Below are 14,962 nucleotides of genomic sequence, written 5' to 3' on the forward strand. Positions count from 1 at the left end.
AGTATTTCTCTTATATTTTTAGTTAATTAAAGTTGTGAACCAATAAAGAAGTGCAGTCGAATTGGATGTGCAGGATCTGAAACACCTGATGCAACATCAATACGAATCGGACCAATTGGTGACTTCCAACGTATTCCTAAGCCTAAGCTATATTGGGTATCGTTACTAAATGATTTATCGTAAGCATTACCAAAATCGCTGAATATAGCTCCACGCCAACCCTCTTTAAATTGATAATTGTATTCCAATGACCCAACAGCCAAACCTTGACCACCCACTTTATAGCCATATTCTGTTGGGGAGAGGCTCTTATAGTCAAAACCTCGTAAACTTTGATCGCCACCAGCAAAGTATCTTAAATTATAAGGAACTTTTTCAAAATCCTTAGCAAAAATATAACCAACATTTAAGCCACCTACAAACTGATGATTATCATTTTCACCGAACGAATATAAGCCTTTCCAATCCGCGCTCGTAATTGCCATATCAGTATCTGAAAGTAAGGATTGACTTCCAAGCTGAATTTTATAACTTTGTTTATATCCTCGTGTTGGATTGATACGATTATCACTGGTTGTTTTGGTTGCTTCATAACCCAATAACAATGACTGTTGTTCTTGATTAGAGCCAGGAATTAAAAAAGCGTCAGGAATATTGGCAATATCTACAGGGCCATTTTGAGTGACACGGTCTAAACGGTAACGCACACCTAGAATATGTTGCCACTCTTTTCTTGAACCTTTAATAATACGGTCAACCCCAGCAACAGCAGACTCGATGACCAAGTCCATGTCATTACCAATACCATCACGAGTTTCGCGTTCATAACCTGCAACTAGACTAAAGTAATCATTTAGTGGATGTTTATAAGGAATGTTATAACGAGCATCAATGGCTTGGCGGATTTCTGACAATTCCATATTGGCATCAAAAGAATGTCCCAGATGATTGACAATCGCACGTCTATATTGACCACGTAAACGGACGCCCGTATCCGTCCCATAACCAATACCCGTTTCTAAGCTGTTTAAGCGGTCCGCATTTAAGGTCACGATCACTGGGATCTTTTTATTCTCACGAGCCTGATCTTTGAGTAGATCTTCATCTGATTCTTTTTCTTTCTGTTGCGCTTGAAGCTGCTTTAAATTTGGATTGACTTCTTCCCCTTGCGTCCCCGCAAACTGATTTTCATTGACCACATTTTGAGTCACTTCTTTATCTGACAAATGTGCTTTATCTGCATTGGTTTGAGCAGACAATGTAGTTTCAGTAATTTTCTGCTGGTCCACTAAGGCTTGCAGGTCTGCGGGAAGTTCAAGTGGTTTTACAATTGCATCCGGCTTAACCGCATCAACCAAGGTATAGTTAAAATAACGCGAGTTGGTTAAGTTGTTGGCCAAACCATTGACACGCCATGCGGTATAATCCGCTCCATCTTCCCACGGTGCTAAGGTTTTTAGTATTTTTAAATCAATCGGGAGTGGCTTAGAAGGATCACTCATTCTAAACTCCACATCTTGCAATTTATAACGATCACCCGTTTCGTATTTTAAATCAATTTTGGCTTTGTTTTGCGGTTGCTCAACTTTGACATCATGTAAACGCCAATAACCATCAAAAAATCCGTTATTTGAGGCTGCATCCACAATTCGGCTTTTTGTAGATTCATAGGCGCCGTGATTGAGAATATCACCTTCTTCTAAATCAGGAAGTACGCCAATAACTTGGAACTGTGCCAGTTTAGAACCTGCCCCAGTAAACTCAATATTTTGTTCAGCCACTTTGACTGGATCATGTGGCGTGACTTTAACACCTAAATGAGTATCATCAATTTTGCTAAATTTGAATTCCGCATTGTAATAGCCCACCGCTTGGGCAGCCTGTACAGCGAGTGTTCTCAACTGTGGTACTGAACCGTTAAAATCAGAATATGCTTCTTGGGTAAAGGTGCCTAACTTTGCTTTTAAATTAGTTGCAAGAACCGCAGGCGCACCCGTCACTGAGACACCGATTTTTGGAATTGGTACACCGTTGTCTTGTGGTCCACGAATTTTATTGACTAAACTTTTAAAGAAGCCAGGTTTAGCCTTTTCTTCATCAGTATTACTCTGTGTATTATCAACCAAAGTTTTACCCGATTGATTTTCTTCTACAGAAATTTTGTTGTCTGCACGAATAGTTTGTATAAGTTCATCAACATTGACCGGCGCTTGCGTAATTTCATTCAATTCTTGTTGGGTCGCATTAGCCACTTCAATTTGAGGTTCTTTGATCACACCATTACGAAAATTCTGTGCATCTGTTTTCGCTTCTTCTGCAACTTTATAAATTTCATTTGCCAACGATTGATCCACAGCGACAGCTGGTAGCTCTTCAAGATCTTCAAATTGGATCGGCTTAAAATCCTCTTGCACCCCCATATTTTTTTCTTGTTGTTCAAGCATTTTAACACTATCAACTTGATCAGTTTGTTGAGCTTGTTGAATTTTTTGATCTAACTGGTCGATCTTTTCGTTTGATACACCTTGCTGAATGGCCGCCGATTCTAATTGTTCTTGAGTATTGCTGATTTTTTCAGAATTTGTGCTGATAGTTTCAGAACTTGATGTCAAATTCTGATTGCTTTGTATTTGATCGGCATAACTGACAGGGATTGCAAAAACACTTAAAAAAACACTTGAACATATCAGTTTATTGATATGATAACGGTCAAAGTGTAAATGTACACTATGTGAAAGCACAGATTTTTTAAAATTAATTTTTGCTGGCATACCAAGCTCGAATGACCTAAATTTATTTGTAGAAAGATCAATTATTAAAAATCTTTCAAATACCCAAACCAATTGGTTTTACACATGATTTAAGTTAAAAACATGATACATGATTTTGAGAGATAGTTACCATTTCAACACATTTCTTATATATAACTAAATGAAGTCGTCTACAATGGAAAAAAATGAGCATATTTTAGGGACACGACGTTTTTTACCGATGTTCCTTACCCAGTTTTTTGGCGCCCTGAATGATAATGTTTATAAACAATCATTATTACTCGTCATCACCTATGGTTGGATTCATCATCAGTCTGCCAATATCAGCACACTCAACAATCTCGCTGCATTACTGTTTATTCTACCCTATTTCATCTTCTCTGCGACCGCAGGTCAAATTGCAGATAAATACGAACGCTCATTTTTAGTCCGAAGCATTAAAATTTTAGAAATCATTATCATGCTGATTGCCTCAGCGGGTTTTTTATTGGGCAATCTTTGGATTTTACTCTTCGCTTTATTTTTAATGGGTACGCATAGTACTTTTTTTGGGCCAATCAAATATGCGATTTTGCCTGAAATCTTAAAACCGAATGAACTGATGTCTGGTAATGCCTTGTTTCAGTCAGGCACATCCATTGCGATTCTAATTGGAATGATTTTAGGAGGTGCAGTCATTTCGCTATCACAAGGCAATATGATCTGGATTTGCTTAACCATCGTATCTATTGCAGTGGTGGGTTATTTATCCAGTCGTTTTATCCTTACACAATCTACGTCAAATGAAGACTTTGAAATCGATTGGAATTTCTTTCGAACCAGTTTCCAAACCATTCGTTATGCTAAAAGTTTACCGTTAATTTTTATCGTACTTTTAGGTAATTCTTGGTACTGGTTTTATGGTGCAACATACCTCACACAAATTCCTCAGTTAACACAGCAAAATCTGCATGCCAATGAAAATGTCGTCAGTTTATTGCTTACATTTTTTTCTGTCGGAATTGGTGTAGGTTCATTGTTGTGTCGTAAAATTGGTGGTGCAGAAGTAAATATCAAAATGGTACCGCTTGGTGCAATTGGCTTAACGGTATTTGCGCTTTATTTGGCAGGTAGTTTGGCCTTTGTTCCAGAACGAACTGGTGATCTGATTGCGATTTCTGATATGTTTAACTCAGGGGCAATTTATTATCATGTGATGTTTGCAGTCACTTTATTGGGTATAAGTGGAGGTTTTTATATCGTTCCACTTTATGCGATGATGCAAGCCTATGCCCCTAAATCACACCGTGCACGTGTGGTTGCGGCAAATAATATCTTTAATGCAATATTTATGGTTTCATCGGCAATTTTTTCTATTCTCATCTTAAGTATTTTGAAAATAGACATTAAAATATTATTCTGTATCACAGCCGTGCTGAGTGCTATTTTTAGTGCTTGGTTATTAATTCGTTTAAAACCATTAATAGCGACAACTCAGGTTTCTTTGGAGGACTAATATGCGTCAATATACTGGCATCGATAAATTGATCAATTCATTTGACCAAGCTTTAAGAAGTTTAGTTCCTGGTGCAACTTCAGCGCAAAGAAGCAATCCATCCAATGCAGTCGAAACCAAACTAGTTGTCAGCGAAGCACGTCATGTTGCAGGTTTAATGCGCGTTAACCATAGTGGTGAAGTTTGTGCACAAGCACTTTATCATGGGCAAGCATTAACAGCCAAACTTCCAAATGTACGTCGTGAAATGGAATTTGCAGCGATTGAAGAACAAGATCATTTGGCTTGGTGTGAAGATCGCCTAAAAGAACTCGACAGTCATACCAGTTTGCTTAACCCGGTATGGTATGGTCTTTCTTTTGGTATGGGTGCACTTGCGGGCATTGCAGGTGATAAATATAGTTTAGGTTTTGTGGCTGAAACTGAACGCCAAGTCAGTTTACATTTACAACACCATATCAGTCAGCTTCCAGCTCAAGACGAGCGCTCACGTAAAATATTGGTGCAGATGAATGAAGATGAACTGCATCATCGTGATACAGCATTAACTGCTGGTGGTGTCGAGCTGCCTATTCCAGTGAAGATCACCATGACTGCAATTTCCAAACTGATGACCAAGACCAGTTATTTTATCTAATTTATCTCACAGCATGATTTAACTGATTTACAAGCCCACTTGCTGGGCTTGTTTTTTAGCATTTTACTAAGTTCTGTTTAACCCACATTTTGATATAGAGCTGTGGGTTAAAATAAAAAATTAGTCAGCAACACCCAAAAGTAATTTAGCTGTATTCGGTGGCAATTTTGCAGTTGCGACAGGCAATAAAGATGGATTGAGCGGATATTGAGTTCCATCAAATTTCAACATCACTTGCCCATGCTTTCGGCTATAAACCAGCACTTGCTTCCAACCATTATGCATATATGTTGTAGAGTAAACTGGCGTATCCACCAAGGTTGTTTTACTTAAAAAGTCAAACTGGTGATTAGATTTTCCTTGAAAGATCAGCATTGTACAACCACCAGACCCACACCAATCTTGCCCTTTTAAAAGCACGATGGCTTCATCTTGCCCATCTTGATTGAGATCATCAAATGCCACATCAAATAAAGCTTGATCTTGTGTATAAGCATTCACTTTTTGCTTAAGATTGTTATCCCGCTGTTGTAAGCTTTGCACTTCACTTACAGCTTGTACTGGTGTAACAGATTGTTCAGGTAAATGGCGACATGCACTAAATAAAAGCACACAACTGAATAATGCCAAGGGCTTAAAATACATTGTTTTTTAACCTATTTATTTTAAAGACTATAAAATGATAACTGGAAATTGATCTGCGGAATGTTTGAATAATGCATCTTCCCAAAGATCAGACATCGGCACTTTAACATCCAACGCCAATGGTAGTTTCTTTGGATTAAATTGCATTGCAGTTAAATGAGATCCCCATGCAATGAGATCAATATCCAAGGAAATTTGATGTGATGGGCGTACACGACCTGAGTCTGCTTCCATCTTTTTTAATAAAGATAGCATTTCATCTACAGACAGCTGGCTTTGAACCAAACATGCAGCATTCCAATAATCTGCACCAATTCCATCACGGCATGGAATTAAATAGATTGGAGAAAATGACACCATTCCCAAATGGGCAATCTGAGCAAATGCTTTTTGAAAATTTTGTTGTGGATCGCGATTACTCGCTAGAGCTAGGGCGAATATCATTTCGGTGTCGTTCAAGACGAATTCCTACAGAATTTGCTTGCGGGATAATGGCAGGCTTACGGACTGTAATCATAATCGATTCAATAGATTTAAAGGTAGAGAAAAGCGTATTTAATACTAATTTGGCCGCATGTTCGATCAATTTTGGTGCAGCATCCTGAATCACTCTGGCAGAAATTTCACAAATTTCAGCATAGTTCAATGTATCGACTAATTCATCTGAGTTAGACGCTTGTTCTAAACTGGTTTGAATGTGGAGATCCAACATTAAAGGTTGGATAATTTGCCGTTCCCAATTGAAGCAGCCAATCACAGTCTCAACTTTTAACCCTTCAATGATAATTGCATCCATGACGTTTATAAATTCTCAATTTAAATAAAAAATGCCCTTTTAAAAAAGGGCCAAGCAAGATTATACAATCAGACCTAGCCACTTTTCCACAAGGAGAAAACATCTATATCAATGTTTTAACAGTGACACAGGATCAATATTTTGCACCATCTGTAAACGTTGATCAGCATAAATATCGGTATATGGCGCAAGAACACGCATAAAACGATCAAAATATAGCATTTGCTTAAATAATAACGCGAAGTCTCGTGGGAAACGAATACCATGACGCTCGCCTACACCCACCATATCCATCATGATGTCATTTAAATCTGATGGATTAGACGTCATAATTTTTTGTGGATCTGCAAGTAGTACCCCACTAAATAGACGCTCTAAATCTTCTGCCAAAACCTGAGTATCGACTTGAGTACTGGTCATACCCATACCCAACATATTTTCAGCCATCAACGTGTAATCTGTCTTTTGCAAAGCATCCATAAATGCCATACATGCTTGCCAAACTTCAGGTTTTAACTGTCCTACGATACCAAAATCAATAAAACCAATACGGCCATCTTCAAGTAACATAAGATTACCCGCATGCAAATCGGCATGGAAAGACTGGCATAACATTAAACTACCAAACCAAGTATTCATGGCGGTAATCAGCACTTGAGATGGATCTTTCGCGACTTTTCTGACTACATCAAAATCAGTCAGTGGCACACCATACAAGCGTTGCATGGTGAGTACACGGCGTGTTGAAAATTGATGATAGACCTTTGGAGCTGTTGCTGCCGTGTTTTGAGATACATTGAGATAATTCACAAAATCATCCAAATTTTGTGCTTCTTCAATGAAATCAACTTCACGCACCATACGTGTTTTAATTTCATCAACAATATCTGCCAATGAAGCAAATTTTACTTTTGGAATCGCTTTTTCCAAAACCTTGGTTGCCCAGTGCAATACATTTAAATCGGTATAAAGAATAGTTTCTACACCAGGTTTTTGCACTTTAATTACAACATCTTCACCAGTCACCAATTTGGCAGCATGAACCTGGGCAATAGATGCTGAAGCAAGAGGCTTTTCATCGATAGATGCAAAGATTTCACTTAAATTACGCCCAGCAAATTCTTGTTCCAACACGCCCTGAACATAGCTAAAAGGTAAATAAGGCGTTTGGTCTAAACAGCCTTGAAACTCTTCAACATATTCACGAGGAAATAAAGATGGCGTACTGGCAATAAATTGACCCAATTTAATATAAGTTGAGCCTAATGATTCAAAGGTTTCACGCATCAGTTTGGCATTACTTGGTTTTTCAGTGGCATATTTAATACCTGCTTTGGCCGCGATAACAGCAGTTTCCCCAACTCGGGCAACTGAACGTAGACCATCTAAAAAGATATTATTTTTCATAATGTCAACATTAAATTGAATTTGTATAAGTGTAGCAAATTAATCAGCATTTGCAGTATGGCTTGCCTGACAGTTTGTACAATCTCTATCTTTTTCAAAGGCTAAAATTCGTTGTTTCATTGTTAACCCATCCCATAGCAACAGTTTTTGCTTCAATGGGGTTTTCGCTAAACCTAAAAATAGAAGAGCATGATGTGCCTGTAAACTTGCCATGACATTGGGTGTGGTGGCTAATACACCTGAGTCAGCACAGCGAAGACTTTCATTATGCTGTTGCGCTTTGGGAAATAAGCATTCATAACAAGCTGAATCACCATCAATCATAAAGAGCTGACCTTGAAAACCAATCGCAGAAGCGCTAATCAATGGAACATGCAGCTGGGTACAAATGTGGTTCACCAGATAACGGGTGGTAAAGTTATCACAACCATCTAAAACTAAATCCTGCTGAGCAATCAAAGCTTGCGCATTATTTTCATCCAATTTACTGATATAACTTTCTACTTGGATAAAAGGATTAATTGTTTGCAATCTCTTGGCCAATATCTCTGCTTTATAAAATCCTACATCTTGCTCAACATAAGCAATTTGTCTTTGTAAATTACTCATTTCAATTGTATCAGCATCAATCAGACTAATTTTCCCAATACCTGCACGTGCCAACAATTCGGCAGTGGTACACCCTATTCCACCGCAACCAACAATCAGTACATTGGCGAGTTTTAATTTTTCCTGTGCCTCAATATCCCAACCATCAAGTAAAATTTGACGAGAATAGAGATGCATTTCAGATTCGGTAAGTTCTAGATCATGTTCAAGCATTGGTGGATAAACTTTTCAATTTTAAACAGTATAAAGTAAAAACTTTATAGATGAGAAATAACTAAAAATAAGCTTCAATCCTTGTGATTAAGCTTTATCAATTAGCTCAATGTTTTCAACAGCCCATTCGCAAGTGCATTAGGATATGGACCAACCCAGAATACTTTCAGAATTAAACTGATTCATTTTCTATAAATTATATTTTTATGATATTTATTCTCAAAATTCATTCAAATATTGAAAAAATATAAAAATCAATCTACATTAATACAGAAAATTTTTTCAACCTGGATAAAAATATGGAATTGGATCGTTACGACAAACAAATTTTAGAAATTTTAACTCATGAAGACATCAATCTAAATGAATTGTCAGAACGTATTAACCTATCTGTAAGTTCTGTTCATCGTCGTATCAAACACTTGATCGAAACCGATATCATGACCAATCTAAAGCGTGATATTAATTTTGAAAAGTTAGGCTTTAAATTACATGTCATTTTACAAATTTCCCTAAGTAAACATGACACAGATACCTTTGCTAAATTTTTAGAAGAACTCGAAAACATCCCTGAAGTGATTAACGCCTTTTTAGTGACTGGGCAAACCGCCGATTTCCTAGTCGAAGTGATCGCAAAAGATATGGAGAATTACAGTGAAATTTTACTCAAGCGAATTGGTAAAATTGAGCATGTGGTTGCACTACATTCAAGCTTCGTGATTAAAGAATATAAACATGTGTTTAATTGTACTGGCCTACTCAATCGAATTTAAATTTTGTATTGAACCAGTTTAGCTTTTGCATGGTGCATCCAACCAAATTAAAACCAATAAAGTAAAGCTACTCTCATTGGTCTTAAACATTTATTTTATGATATTTTAGAAAGGTAGAATTTAGAATCAAAGATATCACATTGTATTTGAATGGATCTTTTTATGAGATTTTATTTAGCTGAAGAATATCAACCCCAATGTAATGCACGGTTTGCGTATTATAAAACTCAAATCAATGCACTTTTAATCAATGCAAAAATTGAGCACATTGGTGCCTCTTCGATTCCCAATGCAATCTCTAAAGGAGATTTAGACATTTATATTGCAGTGGATCAATCTGAATTTAATGATGCAATTCAAAAACTTTATCGATTAAATTTTCAAGAGAAATTAGAAACACTGAGAACAGATCAATTGTGTATGTTGGAATCGCTCAATGGTGATGATGTCGCCTTTCAACTTGTTGTTAATGGTTCTGAATTTGAGTCATTTATTAAATTTAGAGATACACTCAGGCAGTCCTCTAAACTGGTGCAAACTTACAATGATCTAAAAAAGCGTTGTGAAAATTTAGATATGATCGATTACCGGATTGAAAAAAATAAATTTATTTCCTCTGTTTTAAATCAGCAATAAATTTTCTCTCAATAAAAACGCACCCCAAGGTGCGTTTTATCTACTTAAATCAGACTTAACTGTCTAATTCAGCCAATACTTCATCTGTGAATTCAACGTTGGTATATACGTTTTGAACATCATCAAGATCTTCAAACATATCAATCATTTTAACAATGAGTTTTGCTTGATCCACATCAGCGATCAATGCTTTTGTAGATGGACTCATAACCACTTCTGCATTATCTGATTTTAACCCAGCAGCAGTTAATGCATCTTGTACATCACCAAAACTTTCAGGTGTAGTGATTACTAAGATTTCATCTTCGTTCACTTCGATATCTTCAGCTCCAGCTTCCAAAGCCACATCCATGATTTTGTCTTCTAAAGAAACATCTTCAAAAGTAATCTCACCACGTTTGGTAAACAAATATGCCACTGAGCCTGCTGTACCTAAGTTACCATTGGTTTTAGAAAAACAATGACGAACATCAGGCACAGTACGATTAAGGTTATCTGTCATGGTTTCTACAATCACCGCAACACCACCAACACCATAACCTTCATAAGTGACTTCTTTTAAGTCATCGTTGTCTTCACCACCAGCACCACGTTGAATAGCACGGTTGATCGTGTCGCGTGTCATATTCACTGAAAGTGCTTTTTCGACAACAGCACGTAGACGAGGGTTACTTCCCACATCAGGACCGCCAAGTCTTGCTGCTGTGGTTAATTCACGAATATATTTGGTAAAAACTTTACCACGACTTGCATCTTGTTTTGCTTTGCGATGCTTAATATTGGCCCACTTGGAATGACCCGCCATGCGAAATATGCTCCTGTAGATTGGCTTTATGCCATATCAAATTGCGACAATTCTACCATAAGCACTTTTTTATGAGAAAGTGCTTATTTTTTAGATTTAATGCAAATTAAGAATTTTTTGCCTCAGGAATCATAATATCGAGTCCTGTATGTTCTTTATATAGACGTTTAATTTCTGCTAAGTCTTGATCTAGATCTGTTGGGTAAATCTTTCCAAAGATTCCACCTTGTTTTGTTTTTGAGTTTGCATACATCAAAACAATAGGAACACCAGCTGCTTTTGCGATATGCCAAAAACCAGTCCGAATCGGTTTACGAGCTTGCCCACGTTCTGCACGAGTCGCTTCTGGCGCAATCACCAAATTAAATTCGTCATTACTCTGAAATAGATCAACCATTTGTGAAACGACGTCTTTGTTTGACTTACGATCTACAGGAATGCCACCAATTTTTTCTAAAAATGGTTTCAATGGACCTTTAAATAATTCTTTTTTAATTAAAGTATGGATTTTAAGGTCATGAATTTGAAAAATTGCCAATGACAATACTGCATCCATCATGGAGGTATGTTCAAAACCGATGATCACTTGTTTTTTTTCTAATACACTTTGATTAACTTCATAGGACCAACCTGAGAGCTTAAAAGTAAGTTCTCCCAACAACTTTTTCATAACTACCTAACATAATAAAATCAGAATTTGCGAATTGTCCAAGTAAAAGCTTAAAAAGACAATCTCTATTGTGCTTATTTTTTACATTTATATATTTATTTTTGTCATTTTAAACACTTGTTTTGCACACAAAAATAGTCAGTTAAAAATGTAAAATTGTTAAACGCCTTACAGTACATTTAACTCAATTCAAATTCTAAATTAACAATAAAAAATAAATAAATTTAATTTGTATAAAAATTTAATTGATTTTTTCTATCTTGATTAAATCATTTCAACTCCTCTAATCCTAATTACACCCCCAGACGGAAGAGTTTTCAGGTAAAATAATTGCAAAATTTTTATGCTCCTTTTTCGCATAATTGCCTTATTTTTTATTTTGATTTACAGGTGAAAAGCATTTAAATTTATTTAGAAAAGCGATAAAAATAACTCCTTATTAATCATGCTCGATATTCACAAATTTAAATGTATCATCTTATACCGCAATCATCTAAGCAATATTGATGAAGATGGGAATCTTAAACCACGTAAAAATATTTTACTCTAAAAGAATTACAAGTCACCTTAAATAGATATACTTATTTAAATACATCTTAAGCATACCAATAAATGAGTACCTATGAATAATTTACTGCATATCTATGCATTTTGTGTAATCTTACTTTTTCTTAAAATGCTTGCAATCTCTTGTTATCAAGGATTTCACTGTATTAAGAATAAAGCGTTTAAAAATACCGAAGACGCTAATTTTGTCAGTGTAAAAGTTAGGCCAGAAGACTTGCCGCTGGTAGTTAGAGCGAGTCAAGCTTGGGCAAATGATTTAGAAAATATTCCCGTGTTTTGGGTGCTTGGAGCGCTTTGTATTGCATTAAACCTAAACAGTGATTTTATTGTCTGGGTATTTTGTATTTTTACGATTGCAAGATTCACACATACAGTCACCTATCTCAGTGCAATTCAACCATGGCGCAGTATTTCTTATGCTGTTGGAATAATCTGCCTCATTCTTTTAGCAATTAAAATCGTGATGAGATGTATTGGATTTTAAATAAATGCAAATCAATAGGCATTTATTTATCATTTTCTATTTTAGTTTAAGTTGTATTTTAGATCTTGAAAAATAATAAAATTTATATCGACAATTAATTAAAAAGATTTCATGAATAATAATTAAATTTAGATTTTCTAATTTATCCTGTAATTTTTTTAATATAATTAAGAGTAAAGTAAATTTATCAAAAAGTAAAACTATGTCACTATTTTGTAATACTTTATTTATATAAAAAATATACCTACAAATACATTGTTTTTAAACAACTCTATGATTTTATGTTTTTTATAATACTTTTCAACCATTATTTATTAGCTTTTAAGTCTTAATGCTATTTCTAAATTAGAGTTTTTACTCTACTTATTGGTTGTTTTATGTAATTTTAATAGTCTCATTTGTCAAGAAGACAGTGATTGTATTTAAAAAGGATGAATTCAAGTGAAAACAAAAAAGATCTTTCAAAAAGTCATAGTTACAACCTCACTATTTTGTATTGCGGGAATCAGCCAAGCTGAAGATTTTAAACGCTTCTCGGTTTCTTCAGGTTGGTTGCATATGTCATCAATGGGGAAAGCACAACCTTTTAGAATCAATACTTCTGTAAGTGATGGTACTAAAGCTTCCGTAGGTGTAATTTCAGGGAAAACCATTTTAGATAATGTTGATCAATCTCGCATTGATGCGATGGACCCCAACCTAATTAGCTTACTCAATGCACCCAGTAATGAAGAAGGACGCTATTTATTTGATGACCTGCTAGATGTAATCATGGCAGAAGATCCAACCTTAATAGACCAATTAACAGGAATTGCTGAAATCGATGGAATTGCCCACTGGTCAGCAGATGCTGGTTTGGAAGTTGAAGATGTAGACACGCTAGGTATGATGTTTACTTATAATGTCACAGACAATGTTGCCGTTCAATTGATTGCTGGGATTCCCCCAAAAGTTGACTTAAAAGGTAAAGGAACTGTCTATGCACCTTTTTCAGCGACTTCACAACCACTTCAGGGCCTAGTGGGCGATTTATATTTAAAAAACAATCTTTTAATTACAGACTTGGATAGTTATGACACTGCCGCATCTGCTAGAGCTTGGACGCCTGCAATACAAGCACAGTACTATTTTGGTAAATCTGGTGTCAATAAGTTCAGACCATTTGTAGGTGCTGGTTTAATGTATGCCTACTTCAACGATATCGAAATCAATTCAGGAATTGAAAATGATTTGATACGTGCTGGACATATGATTCAAAATATTCATGATGGTAAAGCTGGGGCTTCTTTGGAGGGAAAACCATCGAGCGGCAATATGAAAGTTAAAGTAGATGCTACTGATACCATTGCGCCCATTGTTACAGCTGGTTTTACCTATGACTTTAAACAAAACTGGTTTGCAACTGCCTCTATTTCTTATGCAAAGTTAGACAATACGGCAACCATTACTGTCCTTAATACCAATAACAATGCCAAGCTTATTCAGGCTAAAACTAAAATTGAGATCGATCCACTGATCACTTACCTTGGTGTAGGTTATCGTTTCTAAGCCTATCTGTTAGAACTTGAAGCCATTACAGCAACTTAAAATACTGTAATGGCTTCATTTATAATTAATTTCAAAAATAACCATGTATAAAATTTAATTCATTAAGTAATTATTTTGACTGTCTTGTAGCCTTTTCATTTCAGACCAAGACTCACCCAAATATTTCATATAAGGTAAATATTCAAATCACATTTCAATAGGAAAGTATCAAATGACTTCTATCAATGTTGAAAGTATTAAGAATCATGCCGATGTTATTGCGTCTTGTGGAACCAAAGTTGGTGAGGTAGATCACCTTGTTGGTGCAGAGCAAATCAAGCTAACCAAACATGGAGATGGACATCATCATCTTATACCAACATCTTGGGTTGGTGAGATAAAAGGCGAAAAAGTTATCTTAACTAAAGATTCTCAAGAGGTTAAAGACACTTGGCTAGAAGTATAGATTTGGCCGATTACAACTGAGTTATATTCAATTTTATATGTGTTTCATTGTACAGTAGATTGACACTTATTTGATATAAAACGCTCAATGAATTTCATCGAGCGTTTTATATTTGATTAAACCTTATTTTTAAGACTTTCGTGTCCTCATCCAATCTCAATTGGCGCTGTCTTTCATCTTCATTGATAAGGTCAAACCGGTTCTCCAAGTATTGAATTTCCTATTGATATTTTGCAAAAATGCAAAAAACATAAAGTTTAGAGCTGAACCTAAAACATTTTTATCTACTTGACCTGTGAATTTCTGATAGATCGCCATGCCGAGCGCACAAAAGGTTAAAACCATAAACATAGAGAAGCTAAATTTTAAAAAATTATCGAAGCTTTTTCCTTTAAACATAATCAAGAATACATATCATTATCATTTTTTAGCTTGTTATAGGAGATAGAAACAAATTTTCA

15 protein-coding genes are annotated in these 14,962 nt (G+C 35.7%); 7 read left to right on the forward strand and 8 right to left on the reverse strand.

Features of this window, described 5'->3' with window-relative positions:
* Window positions 1-26 precede the first annotated feature (26 nt).
* Window positions 27-2,771, reverse strand: coding sequence for an autotransporter assembly complex protein TamA (locus WFN33_RS10635; protein ID WP_336953046.1), 2,745 nt, complete (start codon window positions 2,769-2,771; stop codon window positions 27-29).
* 175 nt (window positions 2,772-2,946) lie between these two features.
* Between WFN33_RS10635 and WFN33_RS10640 the strand changes: the two genes are divergently transcribed.
* Together WFN33_RS10640 and coq7 are read left to right on the forward strand one after the other, a co-directional pair.
* Window positions 2,947-4,266, forward strand: coding sequence for an MFS transporter (locus WFN33_RS10640; RefSeq protein ID WP_336953048.1), 1,320 nt, complete (start codon window positions 2,947-2,949; stop codon window positions 4,264-4,266).
* 1 nt (window position 4,267) lies between these two features.
* Complete coding sequence (gene coq7 / locus WFN33_RS10645; protein ID WP_336953050.1) at window positions 4,268-4,903, forward strand: 2-polyprenyl-3-methyl-6-methoxy-1,4-benzoquinone monooxygenase; 636 nt, start codon at window positions 4,268-4,270, stop codon at window positions 4,901-4,903.
* 120 nt (window positions 4,904-5,023) lie between these two features.
* On the opposite strand, the gene WFN33_RS10650 is transcribed toward coq7, so the two are convergent.
* From WFN33_RS10650 to WFN33_RS10670, 5 genes are all read right to left on the reverse strand, one after another.
* On the reverse strand, window positions 5,024-5,548 hold the full coding sequence (locus tag WFN33_RS10650; protein WP_056510676.1) for a hypothetical protein: 525 nt from the start codon (window positions 5,546-5,548) through the stop codon (window positions 5,024-5,026).
* 27 nt (window positions 5,549-5,575) lie between these two features.
* The gene (locus tag WFN33_RS10655; protein WP_016539512.1) at window positions 5,576-6,007 is read right to left on the reverse strand and encodes a 2-amino-4-hydroxy-6-hydroxymethyldihydropteridine diphosphokinase; all 432 of its coding nucleotides are present in this window, start codon (window positions 6,005-6,007) and stop codon (window positions 5,576-5,578) included.
* A complete protein-coding gene (folB, locus tag WFN33_RS10660; RefSeq protein ID WP_336953052.1) occupies window positions 5,964-6,344 on the reverse strand; it encodes a dihydroneopterin aldolase in 381 nt (126 codons plus the stop codon). Before folB ends, WFN33_RS10655 begins: the two co-directional genes overlap by 44 nt.
* A 108-nt stretch (window positions 6,345-6,452) precedes the next feature.
* Window positions 6,453-7,751 carry an ABC1 kinase family protein gene (locus WFN33_RS10665; protein WP_336953054.1) on the reverse strand — a complete coding sequence of 433 codons (1,299 nt, stop codon included), beginning with the start codon at window positions 7,749-7,751 and terminating at the stop codon, window positions 6,453-6,455.
* A gap of 39 nt (window positions 7,752-7,790) precedes the next feature.
* Window positions 7,791-8,573 (reverse strand): HesA/MoeB/ThiF family protein, encoded by a 783-nt coding sequence (locus WFN33_RS10670; protein WP_336953056.1) that lies wholly within the window; start codon window positions 8,571-8,573, stop codon window positions 7,791-7,793.
* A 299-nt stretch (window positions 8,574-8,872) separates the two neighbouring features.
* Between WFN33_RS10670 and WFN33_RS10675 the strand changes: the two genes are divergently transcribed.
* Window positions 8,873-9,346: an Lrp/AsnC family transcriptional regulator gene (locus WFN33_RS10675; RefSeq protein ID WP_336953058.1), complete on the forward strand. Its 474-nt coding sequence runs from the start codon at window positions 8,873-8,875 to the stop codon at window positions 9,344-9,346.
* Between the two features lie 162 nt (window positions 9,347-9,508).
* Window positions 9,509-9,982, forward strand: a complete 474-nt coding sequence (locus WFN33_RS10680; RefSeq protein ID WP_336953060.1) for a GrpB family protein — start codon at window positions 9,509-9,511, stop codon at window positions 9,980-9,982.
* Between the two features lie 55 nt (window positions 9,983-10,037).
* Here WFN33_RS10680 and WFN33_RS10685 read toward each other — a convergent pair whose 3' ends face one another.
* Entirely contained in the window at window positions 10,038-10,787 is a 750-nt protein-coding gene (locus WFN33_RS10685; RefSeq protein ID WP_004821088.1) for a YebC/PmpR family DNA-binding transcriptional regulator, read from the reverse strand.
* 106 nt (window positions 10,788-10,893) lie between these two features.
* Entirely contained in the window at window positions 10,894-11,457 is a 564-nt protein-coding gene (locus WFN33_RS10690; RefSeq protein WP_336953062.1) for a 1-acyl-sn-glycerol-3-phosphate acyltransferase, read from the reverse strand.
* 622 nt (window positions 11,458-12,079) lie between these two features.
* Here WFN33_RS10690 and WFN33_RS10695 point away from each other — a divergent pair.
* From WFN33_RS10695 to WFN33_RS10705, 3 genes are all read left to right on the forward strand, one after another.
* Window positions 12,080-12,508 (forward strand): MAPEG family protein, encoded by a 429-nt coding sequence (locus tag WFN33_RS10695; protein WP_336953064.1) that lies wholly within the window; start codon window positions 12,080-12,082, stop codon window positions 12,506-12,508.
* Between the two features lie 441 nt (window positions 12,509-12,949).
* A complete protein-coding gene (locus tag WFN33_RS10700; RefSeq protein WP_336953066.1) occupies window positions 12,950-14,056 on the forward strand; it encodes an OmpW/AlkL family protein in 1,107 nt (368 codons plus the stop codon).
* Between the two features lie 211 nt (window positions 14,057-14,267).
* The gene (locus WFN33_RS10705) at window positions 14,268-14,501 is read left to right on the forward strand and encodes a DUF2171 domain-containing protein (protein WP_336953068.1); all 234 of its coding nucleotides are present in this window, start codon (window positions 14,268-14,270) and stop codon (window positions 14,499-14,501) included.
* Window positions 14,502-14,962: the final 461 nt, after the last annotated feature.

It is taken from the genome of Acinetobacter sp. AS167, assembly GCF_037152175.1.
Lineage (GTDB): Bacteria > Pseudomonadota > Gammaproteobacteria > Pseudomonadales > Moraxellaceae > Acinetobacter.

Bases quoted from the DNA above. Each gene is read 5' to 3' on its own strand.
- WFN33_RS10685 (WP_004821088.1), bottom strand. From the start codon at position 10,787: ATGGCGGGTCATTCCAAGTGGGCCAATATTAAGCATCGCAAAGCAAAA.
- WFN33_RS10695 (WP_336953064.1), top strand. From the start codon at position 12,080: ATGAATAATTTACTGCATATCTATGCATTTTGTGTAATCTTACTTTTT.
- WFN33_RS10705 (WP_336953068.1), top strand. From the start codon at position 14,268: ATGACTTCTATCAATGTTGAAAGTATTAAGAATCATGCCGATGTTATT.
- WFN33_RS10675 (WP_336953058.1), top strand. From the start codon at position 8,873: ATGGAATTGGATCGTTACGACAAACAAATTTTAGAAATTTTAACTCAT.
- WFN33_RS10665 (WP_336953054.1), bottom strand. From the start codon at position 7,751: ATGAAAAATAATATCTTTTTAGATGGTCTACGTTCAGTTGCCCGAGTT.
- WFN33_RS10690 (WP_336953062.1), bottom strand. From the start codon at position 11,457: ATGAAAAAGTTGTTGGGAGAACTTACTTTTAAGCTCTCAGGTTGGTCC.
- WFN33_RS10680 (WP_336953060.1), top strand. From the start codon at position 9,509: ATGAGATTTTATTTAGCTGAAGAATATCAACCCCAATGTAATGCACGG.
- coq7 (WP_336953050.1), top strand. From the start codon at position 4,268: ATGCGTCAATATACTGGCATCGATAAATTGATCAATTCATTTGACCAA.
- folB (WP_336953052.1), bottom strand. From the start codon at position 6,344: ATGGATGCAATTATCATTGAAGGGTTAAAAGTTGAGACTGTGATTGGC.
- WFN33_RS10635 (WP_336953046.1), bottom strand. From the start codon at position 2,771: ATGCCAGCAAAAATTAATTTTAAAAAATCTGTGCTTTCACATAGTGTA.
- WFN33_RS10640 (WP_336953048.1), top strand. From the start codon at position 2,947: ATGGAAAAAAATGAGCATATTTTAGGGACACGACGTTTTTTACCGATG.
- WFN33_RS10650 (WP_056510676.1), bottom strand. From the start codon at position 5,548: ATGTATTTTAAGCCCTTGGCATTATTCAGTTGTGTGCTTTTATTTAGT.
- WFN33_RS10670 (WP_336953056.1), bottom strand. From the start codon at position 8,573: ATGCTTGAACATGATCTAGAACTTACCGAATCTGAAATGCATCTCTAT.